Here is a 21,211-nt window from a genome sequence, read left to right on the forward strand (position 1 = left end):
CCACACCGAACTTTATCATTCCTCAAATCGCCTAGCGGTTTGAGGTTCTTTCTAAAATGTCAGAAGCCGCAGAGATCACAAAGAGCTCTAAATCGAACCTCGCCTTCGCTTTTCTTTGTCTCCCACAAGAAAGACGTGAAGACATGATCACATTTTACGCCTTTTGCCGTGTCATTGATGACCTCGCAGATGAGCCTGACATTCCCATGGAACAGAAGCGTGCTGGTCTAGATTCATGGACCCAGTGCTTTCACCCCCACGGCAAACCTGAAGACCCGCTTCAAAAAGAAACTCTCAAACTGCGTGACCGTTACGGTATCGACAATCAGCTCTTCCTCGAGCTCATTGAAGGTTGCGAATCAGATCTCGACCCACATCGCAGATTCGGCAACTGGGAAGACCTAAAGCAATACACCTATCGAGTTGCAAGTATTGTCGGCCTCATCTCAATCAAAATTTTTGGCTGCACCAGCCCACAGTCTGAAAAATACGCTGTCGCTCTCGGCCACGCTCTCCAGCTCACTAACATACTGCGCGATGTCGGCGAAGACCTTGACGATCGCGTGCGTATCTACCTCCCTGAAAATGATATGGCCCGCTTCCAATACACCGAGCGCGACCTCATCGGCCGTGTCTACGATGGACGCTTCATCAACATGATGCACTACATCGCTGAGCGCGCTGAAAACTACTACCAGGAAGCCATCGCCAACGTTCCTGAATGCGACAAAAAAGCACTCCGTGCCGCAGAAGGAATGCGCCGAATCTATCACGGCATTCTACAAAAAATGCGTGCCGACGACTTTAAAGTTTTCGACCAGCGCTATTCACTATCCAAGTGGAAAAAACTCTACTACCTGACCGGAACACAGTTAGGCTTCTAACCCAGCACTCCTATTCGGTACACCACCAGTTCCCCACCTTTTTCTAAAGGCTGGACCTTGCGCTCAACACGCGTCCCTAACAGCTGCTCCATCATCCTCACTTCTTGGAGGATCGCTGAAGGATATTTATCAAAAATCTCCTGCATTGGATGATGGTATTCTTCAATTCTAAAGCCTCCATCGCGCGTATAATGGCATTGGCAAAAAACTCCCGATTTCTCGCGCAGCTCCACTAAACGAGTGGCCTTTTCTACCATCGACTTCCCACGACTCACGTGCGCGGCCCATTTCCTTTTTTGTTGTTCATAGTGATGAAACAGGATTTTCTCTGGCGCAGAATCGCCAAAAAAACGCTTAACCCCCTCCATCACATTCAATGATAGATCAACACCCGCTTGAGGAAACAAGCTCGAGCATTTCTCAGTAAGAATATAAAGCTTTTCTGGACGCCCGGCAGCCTTGCGCGGGACTCTCCAAGTCTTCAAAAAACCCAGCGCTTCTAACTTCTCACAATGCTGTTTAGCGCCCATATAGCTAAGCTCCACCGCTTTCGAAAGCTCTGTCACCGTCATGCCTTGAGATTTTTTCAAGGCTTCCATGATGTTGAGGACATGGGGTTTGGTGAGATCTCGAAACGCTTCTGAAAACATAACTGAGCCGAACTTGCTTTCTCCTATTAAAAATACCAACCAAAAAGATCGCCTAAAGCTATGAAAGGTTCACTTAGCTTCTCTTAAATAAAAGAACCATCCCCCTTTTGACATCTCTATATTTGTCCTTACAGTTGTCAGACAGATGAGCAGCTCAGACGAATATGATCAAGCGATGAAATTCCAATCCCACGCTCCTGGCTATTGGCCAGACGAAGCAATGGAAAAATGGAACGATCACAAATGGCAGCTACGCAAGCGTATTAATTCTCTCGAAGAACTTGAGAGTAAAATCGACCTCACTCGCGAAGAACGTTCCGGCATTCTTCTCTCAGGAAATAAGTTAGCCATGTCTATCACTCCACACTTCATGAACCTTGTGGATAAAGATGACCCTAACTGCCCTATCCGTCGGCAAATTATTCCCCGCATCGAAGAAACTTGGGAAGATCCAACCGAGCTGGCAGACCCCTGTGGCGAGGACTCCCACATGCCAGTTCCAGGTCTCGTCCACCGTTACCCCGATCGCGTTCTCTTTCTTGTCACTGACCGCTGCGCTTCTTACTGCCGTTACTGCACCCGCTCTCGAGTCGTCTCTGGCGTCGGAGAACAACAGCTAGAGACACAGTATGAAGCAGCCTTTGAATATTTAGAAAATACACCATCTGTTAGAGACGTGCTACTCTCTGGCGGTGACCCACTACTTTTCACTGACGCTAAACTCGACAGAATCCTCACTCGCCTACGTCAAATACCTCACATTCAATTTGTTCGAATTGGCTCACGCATCCCAGTTTTCTTACCTCAGCGCATCACACCTGAGCTCTGTGAAATGCTTAAAAAACACCATCCACTTTTCATTTCTATTCACAGCAATCACCCCAAAGAGCTCACCACAGAAGTTCAACAAGGGCTCATTCGACTCGCCGAAGCTGGTATCCCGCTCGGTAACCAATCTGTATTACTCAAAGGCGTGAATGACGATGTCATCACCCAGCGCGCACTCGTACATAAACTACTCATGTGTCGCGTGAAGCCATACTACCTCTACCAATGTGACCTAATCGAAGGCTCCTCTCATCTCCGTACTTCAGTCAGCAAGGGACTTGAAATTATCGAAGGCCTTCGCGGACACACATCAGGATACGCCATCCCCCAATACGTCATCGACGGCCCTGGTGGCGGCGGTAAGATCCCTGTAAATCCTAACTACGTCGTGCAACATACCGACAATCAAGTTGTTCTGCGAAACTACGAAGGGAAAGAATTTCTCTACCCTGAACCGAATAGTGCGCCCGCTTTTCTCGAATAACACGACACTTCTACATTCCCCTCTTCGACATGCTATTGTAAGCTACCTCTCTTACAAGCTATCAAAATGTCGAAATCTAACAATAAAAAGCTGTCAAAATCACAGTACAACGAAACCCTCAAAACGCTTCAAACTGAACTCGTCCACCTACAGCACTGGGTGGTTACCCAAGGTTTACGCGTAGTCATCATTTTTGAAGGACGCGATGCCGCTGGGAAAGGCGGAGTCATCAAACGCATCACCGAACGCGTAAGCCCACGCGTATTTCGTACCGTTGCCCTCCCTGCTCCCAATGATAGAGAAAAGTCACAAATCTATCTCCAACGCTACATCGCTCATCTCCCCGCTGCCGGAGAAGTTGTCCTCTTCGATCGCAGTTGGTATAATCGTGCTGGAGTCGAAAAAGTCATGGGCTTCTGCACAGCGAAAGAACATTCTGACTTCTTACGCACCGTTCCAGATTTTGAACGTAGCTTAGTCGATCAAGGTGTCATTCTCATCAAATATTGGCTTAATGTCAGTAACGAGAAACAAGAAAAACGCTTCCTTAAACGCATCCATGATCCCAGCCGCCGCTGGAAACTCAGCCCTATGGACTTGGAGTCCAGGCGCTCATGGTATGCCTATTCCCGCGCACGCGACCAAATGCTCGCCGCCACCGACACCCACTGGGCTCCTTGGCATCTGGTAAATTCTAATAACAAAAAGAAAGCCAGACTCAACTGTATCTCACACCTCTTAAATTCGATCCCTTATCAAAAGATCAAACAAGAAACGATTGTTCTACCTGAACCCGATCAAGAAGATGCCTACGATGTGGACGCTGCGATTAAAAATAGAAATTGGATCCCGGAGCGATTCTAACTCTTTGCTTAAGCACTAGCAAAGACTAGTGCTCCATAATCGTCTGAACCTTGTCTAGATAAGTATCGATGCTCTCATCTTTTGATTGCTCTCTTTCCATTGCTAGACGCTCTTTCAATCTCATGTAGCCAGAAAAATCACCAGTAACGCTGTGGGCACGCGTGATCTGGTACCAATCTAAATAATCGCGACATCGCTCATCTGCGACGAGAATATTTTGCCGCTGAACCGCCAACGCATTCAAGCGTTCTTCAATGTCATCGTTTTCACCGGCAACGATACTCCCCGAGATCGAAATGTACTCCAGCAACAATGGACGATAGATCGGATGACATCGATTACTTAACTGGATCACCCCTTGTCGCATTGCGTCCACCGCCAGCACCTTCTGCTTGGTAGTTAAACCAGTAAGTAATGCATAATCAGAGATGGGCACTAACTTCGAATTTCCCTCTTCATCAGAAATCGTAAAACGCAATAACTCTGTCAGCTTCTCATCACTTTCCTGCATTGTGAGACTCTCTGTCATTTTCGGTGCAGCCATTGATGCTATCTGCAAACTCCACATTTTATGGATTCCGTTTGCTCCAGTATTCACCAAGGGGAAATGTCTACGAATAAGTTCAGAGATGTCGCCTTCGAATAATGCTACGTCATCGATAAACTCGCGCATCCCTTCCTTGCCATTATCCTGATTCAACATTGAGAGCACCAAGGCGCATGATGAAGCTTTGAAAAAGGTATTATTCGTCGAGTCGAAATTTCGCACTTCCATGCCAGATGCACTAAGTGTCTGGTCTAATGTAAATAAATCAGGACGTTTCAATAAATGCTCATAAACCTGCCGTTTTGATGAGTCTTCTTTCCATTTAGAAGCTTCTAACAAGCCGATACTCAGCCAAGTCGGCACTGAAATCATCTGATCATCTTCCAGCGAATTTACTTCAGCTAAACCACGTCGGTACAGCAATACTTCAATGACTCCATGCGCCAACACATCGCGATCGACTTGCGTACGCGTGTTTACCAAAAGTTCAATAAATAAATCTGAACGCTCAAATGGCTTCACGCGTGGACGAACTTTTAGGCTGCCTGAAGAACTCGACAGTTCGATATAGATAGTACGGCCATCTTGGAAATCATCCTCTTCACCTAACAGCCCCCTTAAACTCTCAGCAATTTCATTAGCAATCGAGGACACGGCCATGCGCATTTGTGTGTTCTCCCCTTTTACCACAATCTTTCGAGATTTAATTTCAGAGGTATTTCTTTGAACTCCGGGAGTAAGATCTTCACCCACAACCTGAGCTCTAGACTGCGCGAACAAAATCCCCTGAAAGCAGCAGAGCATTCCTACAATGTAGATAAAAACGGTAGAACGCTTTTTCATGGCTGTTCAGAACCTAACGGTCGTGGGTCTAACTTAATCACTCCATCTTCAACCGTCACATAAGTCATCTGTCGGTATCCTAAATCAAGCTCCTCCGCAAAAAAATCGGCCAATACATCATAGCTCGGTTTCACCAAAATGACCAACATCCCAGGAGCTGGAGCACGCCCAAAGGAACCTCCAGGGAACTCGACCATAGTCTTCACCGCTCCATCCGAATCGAGTTCCGAATGTACTTTCAATTGCATAGTAACGGTTTGAGTAAAGGGTAAGAAGCCTAGCTTCTTCGATCCATCATCTTCTACATTACTTGGATAATCAAAAGTGCGCTCGATTGTTATCTCTATCAGGTTAGGCAAAAGGTCGACATACACGCCATTTATTTGTACAAAATCATCAACTATAGGAGACTGTGTCAATGTCAGTTTCTCTTCAATGTATTGATTCAATTCAGCCTCTGTGATTTCCACAGGATAACTCTCTTCCACCGCTTTCCTAAGGCGCTCCTTCAGATCAACAAACTGCGTTTCCTCAGACACTTGAGCTGAATCAACGGACTGTAAATTCCGCGGTATCCACGAGAGAACCGTATGCGTAGCCATACTCACTAGCGAAAGAACTATCAATATCCCTATGATAGTCTGAAGTACTGAAAACCCGCGTCGATACATGAGCGAACGCTAGTGAAATCCTCGCCGCTTGGCAAGGGAACGATTTTACTCTTTCACTCGAATCGATGTCCCACAAAACACGCAACGAAACCACCGAAAACAGATCAAGTGTATCGCTGTCGGCAACATGTGACCAAGACCGCGAATGTGATGCGCTTTATTGTGCTTAAGACAGGATTTAGGAACAAATTGACGCTGACGGCACACCGGGCAGGTCGTCTTTCTCGCAGAGCTCAGATAGAGCGAAATAGCAACTATCCACAGTGCTGGAGTAAGCAAGCCAAACATGTATGATTGCGGATTCAAAACGATGTACACTATTGGGGCTAACGAAAGAATAACCAGCAGGATAGTAGACACGAATGCATATGCTCCAAAGCTCGTACCAATCTGATCATTATGTAACACACCACGTACATAGTTTCGCGAATTCGGGTTCACTCCCTCATTCGTTTCAGGTTTTACAACTTTCGTCCGGTCTATCTCGCCATTCTTCTTTGGTAGCGCACTCACCGAAATCTTCTCTCTACGAGCTTCATCTATCGAACGAAGCTTCTCCTTTTCGATCTCCTCTTTTTGAAAATTCGATGTTCTTTCCACTAATGGTGGCGTATGATTCGGAAGTTCGGCCTTATTTTTAAGATCACTAGCCGGACGCGTATCCACTAGCCGAGGTAATTGCTCTACAGCAATCTGATGCCGTGCAATAAACTTCCTGGAAAGAGGTTGAGCTACTGGGAGTTCAGTCCCTTCCACATCTCGCGAAATTCCTTCTCTCTCCTCACTACTCGTTACGGCCTCCACTTGCTTAGCCTTCACAGACTCATCCCCGCCGCCGACCACCTGCCGCCGCCACGACTCAATGACTTCTAGCTCAGGAACACGTTCAACAATCGCTAACATCCCATTCGCTCGCTTTAGCTCATGATGCATCTCCTCAGCACTGACAGATTGAAATGCACTCACATCCAGATAGCCCGCAGCCTCTAACAGTTCGATTTGCGAAGTTGTAATTCCATTTATATCCATGAAGTGCTGATACTTTAATTTAGACAATAGTGACAAACGACAGTAGGTATGGATACGAAGAGGCCACTTGCACGACAAGCATGAAAGTGGCCACCATTAGAAAAACTTAATTTCCCTTAATAATTTTAAGCGAGAGCTGCACGCATCTCTTGAAGTTGTGCCAGCTTACCTTCCCACTCAGCTAGACGTTCGCGTTCTTTCGCGACGACTTCAGCTTTAGCACGATCGACAAAGTTTGGATTACTCAGCTTTTTGCCAGCTTTCTCCACCTCTTTCCCGACCTTTTCAATCTCCTTGTCGAGACGCGCTTTTTCAGCATCCATATCGATCAAACCTTCGAGTGGCATATACATTTCACCGAAGCCTGTGACCGCTGCAGGCGTACCTTGAGGTGCGTCGTATTCAGCTTGGAGATCGATTTGCTTAGCCCCTACTAAAGTAGCCAATGTATCACACTCAGCCGCAACCCAATTAGCAACCGGCTTACCTACAAACTTCACATCCTTACTGGCTGCTAAGTTGTACTCTGACTTTAGGTTCCTCAGCTTTCCAGCTGTTTCATACAAGGCATTCGCAATTTCTTGCCCCTTCTGAATTACATCATCAGGAAGCGCAGATAGAACAGGAGTCGTGTCTACCATCTTATTCATCAAGAACTCACCTTCAGCTAGATACCCCATCTTGGAACTGAGCTCCTCGGTGATATGTGGCATGAATGGATGTAAATATGCAAGGTAACGACTCATTACTAAATCGATCACTCCCAGAGTTTGCTGCTTCGCCGTTTCATCGCCAGAGCGGAAATCAAACTTCGCAGCTTCGAGGAATTTATCACAGTACTCAGTCCAGAAAAATTCGTAAAGGTGTTGGGTCAAGTCGTTGAAACGGTACTTGCCATACGCCACCTCTAAATCTGCTCCAAGCTTGTCGAGCTTCGCTAAAATATCAATCGAGTAACTCGGCAGGTCAGCAGAGATTTCTAACTCACTACCGTCGCTTTCCTGCATTTGGCGGAAACGACAAGCATTGTAGATTTTATTCGCGAAGTTACGACCTTCCTCCACCTGAGATTCATCGAACTTCACGTCCGCCCCAACTGGAGCAATCCGCATCAAGCCAAAGCGTAATCCATCAGCACCGTACTTATCCATCAGATCAATCGGATCTGGGGAATTGCCCAATGATTTACTCATCTTACGGCCTTGTAGATCACGGATGATCGATGTGAAAAATACATTCTTAAACGGCAGCTTTCCTTCGAAACGGTAACCAGCCATGATCATACGAGCGACCCAGAAGAAAATAATATCAGGCCCAGTCACGAGGTCTGTCGTAGGGTAAAACTTCGAACGAACCTCGTCGTTCATTGTAGCAAACGGCCAGAGCCATGAGCTGAACCAAGTGTCCATCACATCCTCGTCACGCTCCCACTCGCCTTCTGCTGGCGCGTCTGTACCCACATAAATATCACCCGACTCCAAATCAGCGATATCTAGGCTCTCCTTTTCGCGAAGCTCAAATGCTTTCTCTTTCCGATACCATACAGGAATCTGGTGTCCCCACCAAAGTTGACGACTAATACACCAATCTTGCAGGTTCCCCATCCAGTGCGCATAGGTCTTCTGCCAGCGCTCAGGACGGAAAGTAATCTCACCGTTCGCCACCGCATCGGTTGCTTCCTCTATTGCTGGGTATTTCAAAAACCACTGCATCGAAATGCGAGGTTCAATCACCACATCCGCACGCTCAGAGTAACCTACATTGTTTTCATATTCTTCGACCTTAATTAAAAGACCGCGCTCCTCGAGCATTGCAGCGGCTTTGCGGCGTGCTTCAAACCGATCCAGACCATCGAGCTCAGGAACATCCGGGCAATTCACGCGGCCATCTGGGTGAAGCACATCAATAATCTCAAGATTATGGCGTTCACCAATTTCAAAATCTGCTTTGTCGTGTGCTGGTGTGATTTTTAAACACCCAGTACCAAACTCTACATCCACGTGATCATCTGCGATCACTGGGATCTCAGCCTCCGGGAATGGCCGGCGAACCTTTTTACCTACCAAATGCTTAAAGCGTTCATCTTCTGGATTCACCGCAACTGCGATATCACCCATCAAAGTCTCTGGGCGTGTCGTGGAAATTTCTAAGAACTTTCCAGGCTCATCGACTAACTCATACTTCATGAAATAGAGCTTCGACTTTTTAGGTTTCATGATCACCTCCTCATCGGAAAGAGCCGTCAAGGAAACTGGACACCAGTTCACCATGCGCTTGCCACGATAAATCAGACCTTCATTGAAGAGATCAACAAAAACTTGAGAAACCTGCTGCGAGTAATCTTCATCCATCGTGAACCGCTCGCGATCCCAGTCACAGGAACAACCGAGACGCTTCAGCTGATTGATAATGATTCCACCGTGCTTCTCCTTCCAAGTCCAAACACGCTTAAGAAATTCTTCACGGCCGAGTTCGCGACGAGTCGTTCCTTCTTCTTCGCGCACTTGCTTCTCAACCTTTGTTTGAGTTGCAATACCTGCGTGATCAGTCCCCGGAAGCCAGAGAACTTCTTTCCCTTGCTGACGAGCACGGCGCGCTAAAATATCTTGAATCGAATTGTTCAAGACGTGCCCGAGGTGAAGGATTCCAGTGACATTGGGTGGTGGAATCACAATCGAATACGCATCCTTGTTAGACGCAGGATCTGCATGGAAACATTTGTTATCCAACCATTGTTGGTACCAGTTCTTTTCAACCTCTTGTGGTTCGTACGCTTTCGGAAGCTCGGACATGCCAGCTGCATAGCGGGTCAAGTGCACTGGGTCAAGAGTGTGGAAAGCTCAACTAAACAATAAAAAGGGTCCACCATGCAAGCTAGCTATGCCTCCAATGACTATTGACCAACTTGTCTACTCTCGCTAATAGCCAGTTAATGACCAGCGGCCAATATAATTTCGTGCGAGACCTCCTCTTCAAACTCGATGCCGAAGATGCGCACCACCTTTCCCTCGATCTCCTCCGTAAATCCGAATCCTCCGGAATTCTCAAACTTGTCGCAGGAAAATTACCCAAAGCACAACCCGTGGAATGCATGGGCCTCACCTTCCCCAACCCTGTCGGCCTCGCTGCCGGTCTTGATAAAGAAGGCTCTACCATCGATGCACTAGGGCGCCTAGGATTTGGCTCCGTTGAAATCGGCACTATCACTCCAAAGCCACAACCCGGAAACCCTAAGCCGCGCCTATTCCGCATCATCGAAGAAGAAGCCATCATCAATCGCATGGGATTCAATAACGTTGGTATCGAACAAGGAGTCGAAAATGTACGCTCAGCCAAAACCTTCCGTGGCATCGTGGGCTTCAATATTGGCAAAAACAAAGTCACTCCCAATGAACAAGCCGTCGACGATTATATTGCGGCACTCCGAGGCTGCTGGGGCATTGCAGACTACGTCACCGTCAACATCTCATCACCTAACACACCAGGACTCCGCGACCTTCAAGCGGCCGATGACACCGCTCGCCTGCTCGATGCTCTAAAGCAGGAGCAAGCTCAACTCATTGAACAAACTGGCATCCACATGCCTATCGCCCTCAAAGTAGCTCCCGACATGGGTGAAGCCCAAATTGCTGAACTTTCTAAAGTCTTTCTCGAAGGTGGACTCGACGGCCTAATCGCTACCAACACCACCATCAGCCGCGACCCTGTCATCGGCAAACCCTACGCACAACAAGCTGGTGGACTCTCCGGCAAACCAGTCACGCAGAAATCGACCGAAGTCATCCAAGCCTTCTACTCCCATCTCGGTGAACAAATTCCAATCATCGGCGTCGGAGGCATCATGACAGCAGACGACGCAATCGAAAAACTCGATGCCGGAGCTAAACTCATCCAGCTCTACACCGGCTTCATCTACCACGGCCCACCACTCATCCATTCTATCCTCAATAAACTTGCAGCCTGCTAATTCATTGTTAGAATGCTAAAAACCTCAGCAATAAATATAAACCATGAGAAAATTAATCACTATATCCGCAGCCATCGCTTCCGCCGCAGCATTCACCAGCTGCCAGCCACAAAATCACGCTCAATCTAACGCAGCAACAGGCGCAGCTCTCGGAGCTCTAGCAGGCGGCATTATTGGTCACCAATCCGGCAGCACTGCTGAAGGTGCAGCTATCGGAGCCGCAGTAGGTGGCGCAGGTGGCTACGCCGTTGGTAACGAAAAGGACAAGCAATACCGCTAGTCCCTCCGTTCCTCTATTTTTCAAAAGGCATCTCACCTCGAGATGCCTTTTTCATTTCCTCAGAAAAAATTCCTAGGGAATAACTTCCCCCTCCTAATGCCTCCTATGACCAACAAGCGAACGTCATTGCTTGCAGAAACCATCATTATTTTATGACTAAGCCATTGCTCATCGCACTCCTTTCGCTCGCTCTCGGGCTCCAATCCCAACTACTCGCACAGTTTGGAAAGCCAAAAACTCAAGCCGCAATTATCCCTGAATTCACCTCCGTCACCCCAGGACAAACATTTACAATTGCTCTCGAACTCACCCATGACAAAGGCTGGCATTCCTACTTCATTAACGACGGCATCGGCCATTCCATTATTCCCGAAGTCGAATGGAAACTCCCACAATCTTGGTCTGCAGGTGACCTTCAATTCCCAGCGCCACACGAATTCTCATTTGCTGGTGCGCAAGTCTACGGCTACGAAGGTACAAACTACTTCCTCACCTCCATCACCGTTCCCGAAAATGCCCCGGACGGTCCTGTCGAACTCGTCGCAGATAGCTCCTGGCAAGTCTGCGACGACTCCAGCTGTCTCCCTCCCAATGGCAAAGAACTCACCTTTTCCCTCACCATTGCCGACACTTCGGTAAAAAATGCAGAATACAACAAAGTCGGACAATACAAACTCGAGCACTTTCCTAGCAAAGAACTCCCAGTCAACCTCCAAGTTTCTGCTCAAGAAAACGACGAATGGATCACTTTAGCGATCACGGGAGACCTCCCAAAAGGAACTCTCTTCTTCGAATACGACAAACAAATCGACCTCCAAAGCCCGCGCCATAAAGAACACATTGACGGCACAACCCACTTCAAAGGCAAAAGAAACCAAGGCAATAAACTAGGCGGCGAAGCCGGCCCGGAACTAGAGAACCTACGCGGTATTCTCTATTCTCCTAATACATTCAAAGGCTCGGAGCACAAAGCATTCTGGATCGATGTCCCCTTTGGTGAAATTTCCAGCGCTACTACTCCAACGGTCTCCGCTGAATCACAACCCGTCAAACAACTTGATGAACCTGGCTCCGACATGGGCGTTCCAGTCGTCCTCGGCTCACTTCTTCTTGGTGGTCTCATTCTCAACCTCATGCCCTGCGTGTTCCCGGTGATCGGCCTCAAAATCATGGGCTTCGTCCAACAAGCCGGCGAAGATTCCGCAAAAATCAAACTCCACGGACTCGCGTTTACCGCTGGAGTCTTACTCAGTTTCTTAGCTCTAGCCGCTGCTCTCTACCCACTGAAAGCTACCACAACCTTGGGTGCGCAGCTGCAAGAACCATGGGTCGTCTTCATCCTCATGATCGTCATGCTCCTACTCGCTCTCAGCATGGCTGGTCTCTTCGAAATTGGCGCTCGCGCCACCAGCGTCGGCGGCAAGCTCACCCAAAAAGAAGGGGTGTCAGGCTCCTTCTTCTCAGGAGTTCTCGCAGTCGTCATCGCCACTCCTTGTTCAGCTCCATTCCTCGGGCCAGCAATCGGCGCCGCATGGAATTTCGAGGGTCCACTCTTTTTCCTCGCATTGCTAATGATGGGTATAGGCCTCGCACTCCCCTACATCACCCTTTCCTTCTTCCCGAGTTTGGTCAATAAACTCCCGCGTCCTGGCGCTTGGATGGAATCCTTCAAACAAGGTATGTCCTTTCTCCTTTTCGCTACCGTCGGATACCTCATCTGGATCTATAACGGTCAGATTGGCGATGTCGGTCAAAAGGGACTCGCTATCATGTTAGGTGCTACACTCATCGCCCTTTCCGCATGGATCTACGGTCGCTGGAATACGCCGGCGAAAAAGAAACAAACTCAGCTCACTGCTAAAGTGCTCGCTCTGCTTACCTTACTTGCAGGATTCTGGATGGCTATGCCACCAAAAGCCGAAGACCCAGAAGTTGCTGCCGCAGAAGCTGCAGTTCCTGAACTCGACTGGCAGAAATGGACTCCTGAGTTAGAAGCTGAACTACGCGCCGCTGGCACTCCTGTCTTTGTCGACTTCACAGCCAAATGGTGTCTCACCTGCCAAACCAATAAAGCCGCAGCCTACACCGCTGCCACCCGTAAATTCTTCCATGACAATGGTATCGTCACCCTCAAAGCGGACATGACGAAAAAGAACCCACAGGCCACTCAGGCTATTCACGCATTAGATCGCTCCGCCATACCAGTAAACGTTCTCTACGCGCCAAACGACGAGAACCCACACGTCACGCGCGAAGTCCTCACCCCCGATTACCTTACCGACTTCATCGGCAGCCGTCTTGATAAGTAGCGCCCTACTGCCACACCCATTCAATCGGGATCTCGATGTCTGGGTGTAGGCTTTTATGTACAGGGCAGGTCATCGCCGCATTAATAAAAATATCTTTCAACGGAGAATCTTCCTCAATAGGAATTTCAATTCTAACAGATAACTTTATGATTCGACGTGGCAAATCTGCTGACATTTCCTTCTGCACTGTCACCTTGAGTCCATCCATTGGGATGTCACGCCCTTGCGCTACTATACCAATGATTGTAAGCATACAATTCCCCAAGGCCGTCGCAACGAGGTCAGTTGGAGAAAAGCTTTCCCCTTTGCCATGATTATCTACAGGTGCATCTGTCTCTAATGTTTGACCAGATGGCCCGTGAGTCGATTTGCAGCGCAGCTGCCCTTCATAGGTAGTAGTAATTTCAACCATAGTTCTTATTCCGTTTTCTGTGACTCATCGACCAATATGACTCGAAATCCAAATTGGTTCGCACGCAGTGACTTGGAAATGAGAAACCTCGACCAAACACGCAAATGACTCTTTGAAAAGCTCGCCCAGCTACCACCTCGAACCACAGCCAAGTCTTGACCTTCATTGTACGGAGTCGACACCCACTCATATACATTTCCACAGAGATCATATAATCCGTCTTGGTTTGCTTGGAAACTCCCTACCGGTGCCGTCTTTTCGTAACCATCTTCATAGCCATCAATCGTACGGCTTTTGGAAACACCCACTGCAAGCGCAGCAGACTCATCAGCCAAGTTCGCCACCACATCCACAGGCGGGAAATCTCCATCCCAGAAATAAGCTTCCGCTAAATCAGGCGTGTTTTGAGCCTCTAAATCCCGATCTGATGGCGACGCCTCTGGATCTTCAAATAAACCCGCGAGCTCACTCCATTCGAGATCTGAAGGAATCTTATAACGATGTCCCTCGCTGATGCGTTCATCCGCTAATTCCCGTTTGGTCAACCACGCACAAAATGCCTCAGCATCCCCAAGGTTCACCCCTACAACTGGATGGTCCCCAGCCTGACTGTAGCCCGCACCTCTTGGTGGCTTATGCCCAGTCTCTTTCAAGAAAACGGCGTAATCATCTACCCGTGTCTCCCACGCTGCAGCCATGAACCCTTCACGGATAGGGACCAGCGGCATTCCCAAACTATTCTTCCATTGCTCACCAAAAATAAGTCCATCATTTGGTTTTAGTTCAGCAAACAATTCACGCTTCCCGCCTTCCCCGACTTTGTATGTCTTTTGAAACTTCTTGTAGCCTTCCGCGCGCAGCTCCACCTGAATCATCCCCGGCCGGATACGCTTCAACTCGATGGGAGTCGATCCCACCCAGCGCTTATTCACATATACGCGCGCCCCCTCTGGTTCACTCGTTAAAGCAACCGTCGAATAAGGAATATCCTTCACAATCATACGCATCGGCAACTTCTCCTCAGAATTTCCACTCCCAGTATAATTCGCCGCAAGTAGATCAGGATCTAACTCGTGAGTCATCATCTGGTGCTCGCCTAACAAGCCTTTCCTACGCGCCAAACGTTCGAGCCATTCAGCGTAACTCTCAGCCGTAGCTTCATTGGTCAGAACAATTTGAATACTCTCACCGCTCTCACTAAAAGGCGTATATTGATGAGGTGGAGATGTTTTGCTCATCCGCTTAAATTGTTCAAATGCGGAACGCCGCACAAAACCTGAAATGTGATATCCATCACGTGGTGAATAATTTTCCCCTAAGGGGTCAGTCCAAATTAGATTTTGCACCGGCGGGCGATATACACTCAGAGTTTCTTCAATCACTCTAATCTTAGCATCTGGCACAGTGTAGTTCTTCTCCAGAGTCTTGTAACCATCTAACTCAAAGCGATAAGTCACCACTTCTCCAGGTTCAAAATCGCGAAAATCCGTTGGCGTGCCCTCCTCCAATAATACCCCATTTTCGTACACTTTCGCATAAGGAGGATAAGTAACTACTTTTAGCGAACAAATCTCGTTCTCTGGCCTGTTAGAATTCTCAACAGCCTCCACCGACTCCACTACCTCGATCGCCAGCCTTGCCGCATTTTTTTTCTTTTGCACCGACAGCAAAAACTGCACTCCCCCAGCAAGTGCTGCCACTACCAAGCACGCTGCAATGCCTTTAGCAAAAATCTTTCCCCGCTTTTTGCGAACTTTCTTACCTTGCTGCAGGCGTTGAAATGTTTCAGCCAACTCAGGTGCAGTAGTTATCGTTCTCTTTGCCTGTTTCGGCTCACAGATATCACATATCACCTGATTCATCTCGAGCCACAACTTACGCTTTGACCCTTGCGGCAATTCATCAGGCAGCTCAGGGAATTGAAGACGATCCTTCCCCGTCACCATCTCGTAGAGTACCTTCCCTAAACTGTATAAATCAGCTTGCGAGGACCCAGGACCTTCTGGTGGAACAAATCCCTCCGTCCCTACAAAAGTCCGTTGATCTCTCACCGCGACCAAACCAATATCAGCAAGTTTCGCTTTCCCCCCAACAAAAATGACATTAGAGGGTTTCACATCGCGGTGTGCTAAATCGCGCTCGTGCAAGTACGCTAATGCATCAGATAGTCGAAAAGCGACATCGAGACAAAAATCTATATCTAAAGGCTCACCACCTGCAGTCACTAAGTCTGACCGCAAGGTTCGCGCTTCGTACTCCACCGGATTAATTTCCACTCCTGTATGAAAATCATCCCCAAGCTCCATCACATAGTAATAGAACTGTGATTGGCCCTCCTTACTGCGACCAACGTGTAAAATATTTACCAAGCCAGGATGATCCCTCGATATGGGTTCATATTTCAGAATCCCTTCAAATTCACGCTCGAACCCACGCTCATCATCAAAATCTTCTCGCCAGACTACTTTTACAGCGCGCCAAGCTCCAGTCACCCCTCGTGCTAGCCACACCTCTCCATAAGCTCCTCCGCCAATCTTGCGCAGAACCTCATGATCTGGAATGTGAACTTCTAATATGGGCTTACTCGTCATCGTCATCGAGCTTTGCCAGCTCTTTCTTTAACACAGCCCCGACGCGATGCTTTGCCAAATACACTTGAGCCATACTCACGCCGAGATGATCTTGCACTTTTTTCGCGTCCCACTGCTTGATCACATAATAATCAAAGATCTGATATTGCTTAGGAGACACTTGACTCTTCACCCGAGCCAAGGCCGCATCCGCTATATTTTTCTTCCACTCGACCTCCCATAAGCGATCTAACACCTCCCCATTGGGATCCTCGACCCGATCAATAATCGCAGTCTTCCGATCATCATCTCCCGCACCTCCAGACATCGCAGTGTCCTTCTTGCGTTTACGAAACTGATCATTGATCCGCCAACGCGTCATATTCATCAACCATGATTTAAACGACCCTTGCTTTGGGTCGTAGAGCTTTTTCTTAGACTGCTTCGCGATAGATAAAATTGTCTCTTGCACACAGTCGAATGCCTCCTCCGAGCGCAAACCACTCTTGATGGCAACAGAATAGATGAGCCTCCAATACGTCTGGTAAAATTCGTCCCAAGTCCGCTGATCTTCCCAGTTATCAAGACGCGCAATCAAGCTCTTGCGAGTTTTTGCGAAGCTTTGTTTCAATGCGTCATCACGCTCTTTGTCCTCGTCCGTATTATCCATCTGCTCGTTTGATAGCATATCAATTTTAGCTTGTCTGCTATCGTTCTTTAAAACGTAGGCTTTGAACCGCAACTGTCAATAAAGCCTAAATAAATTCCTCGATTGCATTGGCACTATTGACGCTATAAAAAATCACACAAGTTCACGGTACCCTATGTCTATTGCTCTCATTGCCTTTATTTTACTCTTTCTCATTTTTTTAGCTCTATGCCTAAAAATGCCCACAATAGCTAAAAACTGTAGTTTTATGTTATTAGGGACCCTTCTTACGCTAATTTTCACACAACAGAAAACAAACACCGATCCAGCTCAGAAAGTCACCACAATACCGTCAAACCCCTATCAGGTGAACATCAATGAGCTACAAATCGCCCATAAAAAAGCTACCGAACTGCTCGTTCAAAAAGAGCACGATATCAAGTTACTCCATCAGAAACTAGAAAACCTCTCATCAGCAGCAAAGTCTTCCCCTACTCCAGCCAAGTCTACAGATGTAAAAAAGCTAAATTCAGCTAAGCATTCACCACCAAAACTAAGTCAACTCTTTCTTAAAATGTTTAAGAAGGAGGAACCTGCTCTCCAAACAAATTTCACTTTCGAGCGAGAGAACTTCACGATTTCTTTGCCTAAAAACTCCACGCTCCCTATGCCGGAAAGCTTTGTCCCAGAAGGTGCGTGCTTCGCGATCCGCTTTAAACACAGCAACGTCTATTGCGTTATCACAGTGGAGGAAGACCCCCATCAAATTTTTAAAGACGGTTCTCAACTAAATGATCTAGTCATCTCTAACATCGAAGCTAACTCCACTAATTTTAAACTCTCTGCCCCCCATGAAATCCCCCACCCAGCTGGAACTATTTATTCGAGCACATGCAAAGTGAATTTAAATAACAATAAAATCACTTATCGCCCCAACAGCCTGATCTCAAATGGTCGAGCCTACCAAATCCTCCTATGGTCTACACATGCAGAGGAAAAGAAACTGCATGAAAAAAACAAAATGATCTTAGACTGTTTCACAATACTCGATCCTGAGAACCGAATTGAGCAATCATCCAGTCCGCCAACTAAACACCAAGACATTCAATTACCAGAACTTGGCATTTCGATTCAATTATCAAAATTAAATGCTTCACCCTATCTCACTCTTGACGATGACTACCCGAATGCGAGCGCTGGCTATCAAGGTGATGACAATGATGGCGGCGTAGTATTCTTAGCTGATGTTGAAGGGCTCAATTTATCGGATGAAACTATCATATACGGTTGTCTCAATATTGAAAAAATCCCTCCAAACCATGCATCACTAGAATACCTCGGGCAAAAAATCATCTCTCAGAATACAGTGAAGCAGTACAGCTTTACATACACTAGTAATGATGAGCTTTGGTATTGTAGGGTAGACATCTCCCAGCATCAGGGAAAAATTTGTGTGCATTCTGCATGGGCTCTCTCACCTAAAAAAATACCCCCTGCTGATAGCTTCTGGACTCACTTCAATTGGACTTCTGCAGACCTGACCAAAGAACTATCCTCGGAGACCAATAAGCAGATCGCACACAATATTAACCAAATCGGCCTCTACGCATATAAGGTGCAGCATTACCATGAAGCCGAAAAATGCTTTGCTGAAGCTCATCGACTGGTTCCCAAAGACTCAGTGTACGGCGCTAATTGGATTCGAAGCTTTACAGCCTCTGACAGATATTCAAGCGCACTATCAACAGCGAACACTGTAATAAAAACCTCCCCCAGTAATCTCGAAGTCCGCGCTCTCAAAGCTTACATTCTCGTGCAGCTAAACCAGACCGAAAAGGCTTTCAAGATCTATGAGGACTTATTCCTGTCGAAATATCAAGACGACGACGACCTTCTGGATTTTCTTAACGCCTTGCTCGATGCGCATGAGCACCAAAGAGGTGCCGACTTCATGAGACGATACACTAAGCTATATCCCTCACCGAAAATGAAACGATGGATGGCATCTATGCTTCGCTCAAATAAAGAATACCTAGAAGCCATTGAGATCCTTACACTGCTCATCAATGAATCTCCTAAAAATGAGCCAGCGATTGAACTACTCATCGAAGTACATGAGGAACAAGAACAATACGAACTAGCTATGCAATGGGTAAAAAAGCTGCAAAAGCTTACGCCCAATGCTATTGCGCCACAGCTTACTGAGGCAAGAATTCTACGATCAAAGGGCTCCCATCTCGAGGCATACAACTTGCTCTCAACTCTCAATCAAAAATACCCAGAAGATAGTAATGTACAAGAAATGTATAGCATCGCTTCTGCGCGATTGGGACTAGGTGACCACAGTTCACTGAGATCACAGATTACCCCCGTCGAAGTTGAAAATGAGCTACTTCAGCGGATTCGTGTGAATGCAAAAATAGCTCATCCAGATGAAGCGAACCATCCAGCACACTATATAAAAGCAATTAAAGCATTCGACTTCAATAAGAACGGGACACTCACCACCACATACTATTATACAGTAAAAGTAACCTCAAGTTCAGGTGTCGAGCATTTCAAGAACTGGCATTTCAACTTTGATCCAAGCTACGAAGAAATTTTTGTAAATACACATACAGTATATGCTGCCGATGGATCTATAGCCCATAAGGGTAAAGTGTCTGAATACTTCATAAGCGATGAAGAATCTAACATGGAAGACACAGCAAAGGAACTAACTATTCCAAACGTGGGCATAGAAATCGGTTCTACTATAGAATTAGTTCTATCCAAACGTACATTCTCTTCAGAAAAAGACCACTTCCCCTTCAAACAACTCTATTTGACGTCCTCTTACCCTCAACGTATTAATGCTATCACTATTAATAGTGGAGACTCTCATTTCCACAAAATCATCAAAAATGGAGTAAAGCATAGCTCTTCACAAAATGCCGAACACTTCTGGGTTTCTCATCCTAAAGTCTATCATTCAGAGGACTATATGCCCAACTCAGAAGAACTCTTCCCATTTATATACATTGGCTCAAATAGTCGCTCATGGAGTGATATCTCCAACGAGTACTATCAATATATTAAAGAGCGCTTTGAGGAAGACAAGCACCTCAATGAAGCGATAGATAACATCCTATCTCTACATTCAGATAAAAAAGAACAGGTCACCGCTTGTATACAATGGGTACAAGCACAGTGTAATTACCGGGCCATTGAATTCGGCCCTCGTGGGCGCATGCCAAAACCGGCCATCAAAACCTTCAAGGGAAAAGAAGGTGACTGCAAAGATATGAGCCTTCTACTTTGGCACATGCTTAAGCGTATCGGGCTCTCTCCATCTCTAGCCCTAGCGAATACCGACACTGAGATATGTCCTGAATTACCGGATGAAAATCAGTTCAATCATATCGTGCTCTATTGTCCAGAGTTGAACGACAACCCTGTTCTAGATCCCACACATGAACATCTGAACCTACTTGCATCACCTCCAAGTAATCTGCTCAACAACTACATTCTGCCTATTTCTAATACTCCGACAAAGCTTGTTGCTGTTAAGAGTACACCCGCAAGCATCAACGTGTACCAAATTATTCGCGAAGTGCGCGAAGAAAAAAACTCCATAGTCATCGAAGAGACACTGACATCTAAACATTTCGCTGCCGCATACTTGCGCAGTAGGTTCCAAGGTCAAAGCAAACGCAGAAAAAAAGAAACTCTGCACCGCTGGTTCAGTGATTTCTATCCGAGCATTCGTATTGAATCAGTCAAATTCGATGCAGGTCTTAATGATAACTATAAAGACCTCAACCTCACTATCCAATACCGCTATCCTACGAGCTCTCTAAATACCTTCATTCCTGTACCTTGGGAAAATTTCTACTTCGAGTGGTCACAAGCTAATGAACGGATAAACCCTCTTTTTAACCTTATTCCTGTGAAGATCCATTCCACTACAAATCGCCCGAGTCAACTACTCGACAGCCACTTTAGTAGTTCATTCACACTGAGCTCATTCAATAGTAATCCTTCATCATCTCATTACTCCAGTGTTCGTAAAAGTTTCCATGCTCCAGCCTCAGACTATGACACATTCCGAAAGGAGCTCTCTAATCTCATTCCAAAGATTCCAATTACCCAGCAGAAAACAAGTCCACCGCCAAGTAACTAACATAAAATTTTGAGTTTGCCACCTTCCTGAACTCTCTCTACTTTGCATCCAGCCTACCACCT

General features: G+C 46.8%; 15 protein-coding genes. 7 read left to right on the plus strand and 8 right to left on the minus strand.

Annotation, left to right across the window (positions count from 1 at the left end):
* Positions 1-56: 56 nt before the first annotated feature.
* Positions 57-884, plus strand: coding sequence for a phytoene/squalene synthase family protein (locus tag ACFPK9_RS03065; protein WP_377093158.1), 828 nt, complete (start codon positions 57-59; stop codon positions 882-884).
* On the opposite strand, the gene ACFPK9_RS03070 is transcribed toward ACFPK9_RS03065, so the two are convergent.
* Positions 881-1,483 (minus strand): helix-turn-helix transcriptional regulator, encoded by a 603-nt coding sequence (locus tag ACFPK9_RS03070; protein WP_377093160.1) that lies wholly within the window; start codon positions 1,481-1,483, stop codon positions 881-883. The two genes, ACFPK9_RS03065 and ACFPK9_RS03070, sit on opposite strands and share 4 nt — an antisense overlap.
* Before the next feature lie 196 nt (positions 1,484-1,679).
* Here ACFPK9_RS03070 and ACFPK9_RS03075 point away from each other — a divergent pair, with 196 nt between their 5' ends.
* Complete coding sequence (locus ACFPK9_RS03075) at positions 1,680-2,846, plus strand: KamA family radical SAM protein (protein ID WP_377093161.1); 1,167 nt, start codon at positions 1,680-1,682, stop codon at positions 2,844-2,846.
* 66 nt (positions 2,847-2,912) lie between these two features.
* Positions 2,913-3,710 (plus strand): polyphosphate kinase 2, encoded by a 798-nt coding sequence (ppk2, locus tag ACFPK9_RS03080; RefSeq protein ID WP_377093162.1) that lies wholly within the window; start codon positions 2,913-2,915, stop codon positions 3,708-3,710.
* 25 nt (positions 3,711-3,735) lie between these two features.
* Here ppk2 and ACFPK9_RS03085 read toward each other — a convergent pair whose 3' ends face one another.
* The 4 genes from ACFPK9_RS03085 to ACFPK9_RS03100 all read right to left on the minus strand — a co-directional run bounded on the left by ACFPK9_RS03085 (position 3,736) and on the right by ACFPK9_RS03100 (position 9,592).
* A complete protein-coding gene (locus ACFPK9_RS03085; protein WP_377093163.1) occupies positions 3,736-5,100 on the minus strand; it encodes a hypothetical protein in 1,365 nt (454 codons plus the stop codon).
* The gene (locus tag ACFPK9_RS03090; protein WP_377093164.1) at positions 5,097-5,702 is read right to left on the minus strand and encodes a hypothetical protein; all 606 of its coding nucleotides are present in this window, start codon (positions 5,700-5,702) and stop codon (positions 5,097-5,099) included. Before ACFPK9_RS03090 ends, ACFPK9_RS03085 begins: the two co-directional genes overlap by 4 nt.
* 114 nt (positions 5,703-5,816) lie before the next feature.
* Positions 5,817-6,800, minus strand: a complete 984-nt coding sequence (locus tag ACFPK9_RS03095; protein ID WP_377093166.1) for a hypothetical protein — start codon at positions 6,798-6,800, stop codon at positions 5,817-5,819.
* A 125-nt stretch (positions 6,801-6,925) separates the two neighbouring features.
* On the minus strand, positions 6,926-9,592 hold the full coding sequence (locus ACFPK9_RS03100) for a valine--tRNA ligase (protein ID WP_377093167.1): 2,667 nt from the start codon (positions 9,590-9,592) through the stop codon (positions 6,926-6,928).
* 140 nt (positions 9,593-9,732) lie between these two features.
* Between ACFPK9_RS03100 and ACFPK9_RS03105 the strand changes: the two genes are divergently transcribed.
* From ACFPK9_RS03105 to ACFPK9_RS03115, 3 genes are all read left to right on the plus strand, one after another.
* Complete coding sequence (locus ACFPK9_RS03105) at positions 9,733-10,767, plus strand: quinone-dependent dihydroorotate dehydrogenase (protein WP_377096534.1); 1,035 nt, start codon at positions 9,733-9,735, stop codon at positions 10,765-10,767.
* A 43-nt stretch (positions 10,768-10,810) separates the two neighbouring features.
* On the plus strand, positions 10,811-11,047 hold the full coding sequence (locus ACFPK9_RS03110; protein ID WP_377093168.1) for a glycine zipper domain-containing protein: 237 nt from the start codon (positions 10,811-10,813) through the stop codon (positions 11,045-11,047).
* Positions 11,048-11,199: 152 nt separating this feature from the next.
* Entirely contained in the window at positions 11,200-13,356 is a 2,157-nt protein-coding gene (locus ACFPK9_RS03115) for a protein-disulfide reductase DsbD family protein (protein ID WP_377093169.1), read from the plus strand.
* 4 nt (positions 13,357-13,360) lie between these two features.
* On the opposite strand, the gene ACFPK9_RS03120 is transcribed toward ACFPK9_RS03115, so the two are convergent.
* From ACFPK9_RS03120 to ACFPK9_RS03130, 3 genes are read right to left on the minus strand one after another with little or no spacing between them, the layout of a single operon-like run.
* A complete protein-coding gene (locus ACFPK9_RS03120) occupies positions 13,361-13,768 on the minus strand; it encodes an OsmC family protein (protein WP_377093171.1) in 408 nt (135 codons plus the stop codon).
* A 5-nt stretch (positions 13,769-13,773) separates the two neighbouring features.
* The gene (locus ACFPK9_RS03125; RefSeq protein WP_377093172.1) at positions 13,774-16,359 is read right to left on the minus strand and encodes an SUMF1/EgtB/PvdO family nonheme iron enzyme; all 2,586 of its coding nucleotides are present in this window, start codon (positions 16,357-16,359) and stop codon (positions 13,774-13,776) included.
* Entirely contained in the window at positions 16,349-17,008 is a 660-nt protein-coding gene (locus tag ACFPK9_RS03130; protein WP_377093174.1) for a sigma-70 family RNA polymerase sigma factor, read from the minus strand. Before ACFPK9_RS03130 ends, ACFPK9_RS03125 begins: the two co-directional genes overlap by 11 nt.
* Positions 17,009-17,354: 346 nt before the next feature.
* On the opposite strand from ACFPK9_RS03130, the gene ACFPK9_RS03135 reads away from it, so the two are divergent.
* Positions 17,355-21,149: a DUF3857 domain-containing protein gene (locus ACFPK9_RS03135; protein ID WP_377093176.1), complete on the plus strand. Its 3,795-nt coding sequence runs from the start codon at positions 17,355-17,357 to the stop codon at positions 21,147-21,149.
* Positions 21,150-21,211: the final 62 nt, after the last annotated feature.

Origin of the sequence: Rubritalea spongiae (genome assembly GCF_042652385.1) — a bacterium.
Taxonomy (GTDB): Bacteria; Verrucomicrobiota; Verrucomicrobiia; order Verrucomicrobiales; family Akkermansiaceae; genus Rubritalea; species Rubritalea spongiae.

Excerpts from the sequence above, each read along its gene's own strand:
- ACFPK9_RS03105 (WP_377096534.1), top strand. The coding sequence starts at position 9,733 with ATGACCAGCGGCCAATATAATTTCGTGCGAGACCTCCTCTTCAAACTC.
- ACFPK9_RS03070 (WP_377093160.1), bottom strand. The coding sequence starts at position 1,483 with ATGGAAGCCTTGAAAAAATCTCAAGGCATGACGGTGACAGAGCTTTCG.
- ACFPK9_RS03100 (WP_377093167.1), bottom strand. The coding sequence starts at position 9,592 with ATGTCCGAGCTTCCGAAAGCGTACGAACCACAAGAGGTTGAAAAGAAC.
- ACFPK9_RS03130 (WP_377093174.1), bottom strand. The coding sequence starts at position 17,008 with ATGGATAATACGGACGAGGACAAAGAGCGTGATGACGCATTGAAACAA.
- ACFPK9_RS03085 (WP_377093163.1), bottom strand. The coding sequence starts at position 5,100 with ATGAAAAAGCGTTCTACCGTTTTTATCTACATTGTAGGAATGCTCTGC.
- ACFPK9_RS03120 (WP_377093171.1), bottom strand. The coding sequence starts at position 13,768 with ATGGTTGAAATTACTACTACCTATGAAGGGCAGCTGCGCTGCAAATCG.
- ACFPK9_RS03065 (WP_377093158.1), top strand. The coding sequence starts at position 57 with ATGTCAGAAGCCGCAGAGATCACAAAGAGCTCTAAATCGAACCTCGCC.
- ACFPK9_RS03075 (WP_377093161.1), top strand. The coding sequence starts at position 1,680 with ATGAGCAGCTCAGACGAATATGATCAAGCGATGAAATTCCAATCCCAC.
- ACFPK9_RS03115 (WP_377093169.1), top strand. The coding sequence starts at position 11,200 with ATGACTAAGCCATTGCTCATCGCACTCCTTTCGCTCGCTCTCGGGCTC.
- ACFPK9_RS03110 (WP_377093168.1), top strand. The coding sequence starts at position 10,811 with ATGAGAAAATTAATCACTATATCCGCAGCCATCGCTTCCGCCGCAGCA.
- ACFPK9_RS03125 (WP_377093172.1), bottom strand. The coding sequence starts at position 16,359 with ATGACGAGTAAGCCCATATTAGAAGTTCACATTCCAGATCATGAGGTT.
- ACFPK9_RS03090 (WP_377093164.1), bottom strand. The coding sequence starts at position 5,702 with ATGGCTACGCATACGGTTCTCTCGTGGATACCGCGGAATTTACAGTCC.
- ACFPK9_RS03095 (WP_377093166.1), bottom strand. The coding sequence starts at position 6,800 with ATGGATATAAATGGAATTACAACTTCGCAAATCGAACTGTTAGAGGCT.
- ppk2 (WP_377093162.1), top strand. The coding sequence starts at position 2,913 with ATGTCGAAATCTAACAATAAAAAGCTGTCAAAATCACAGTACAACGAA.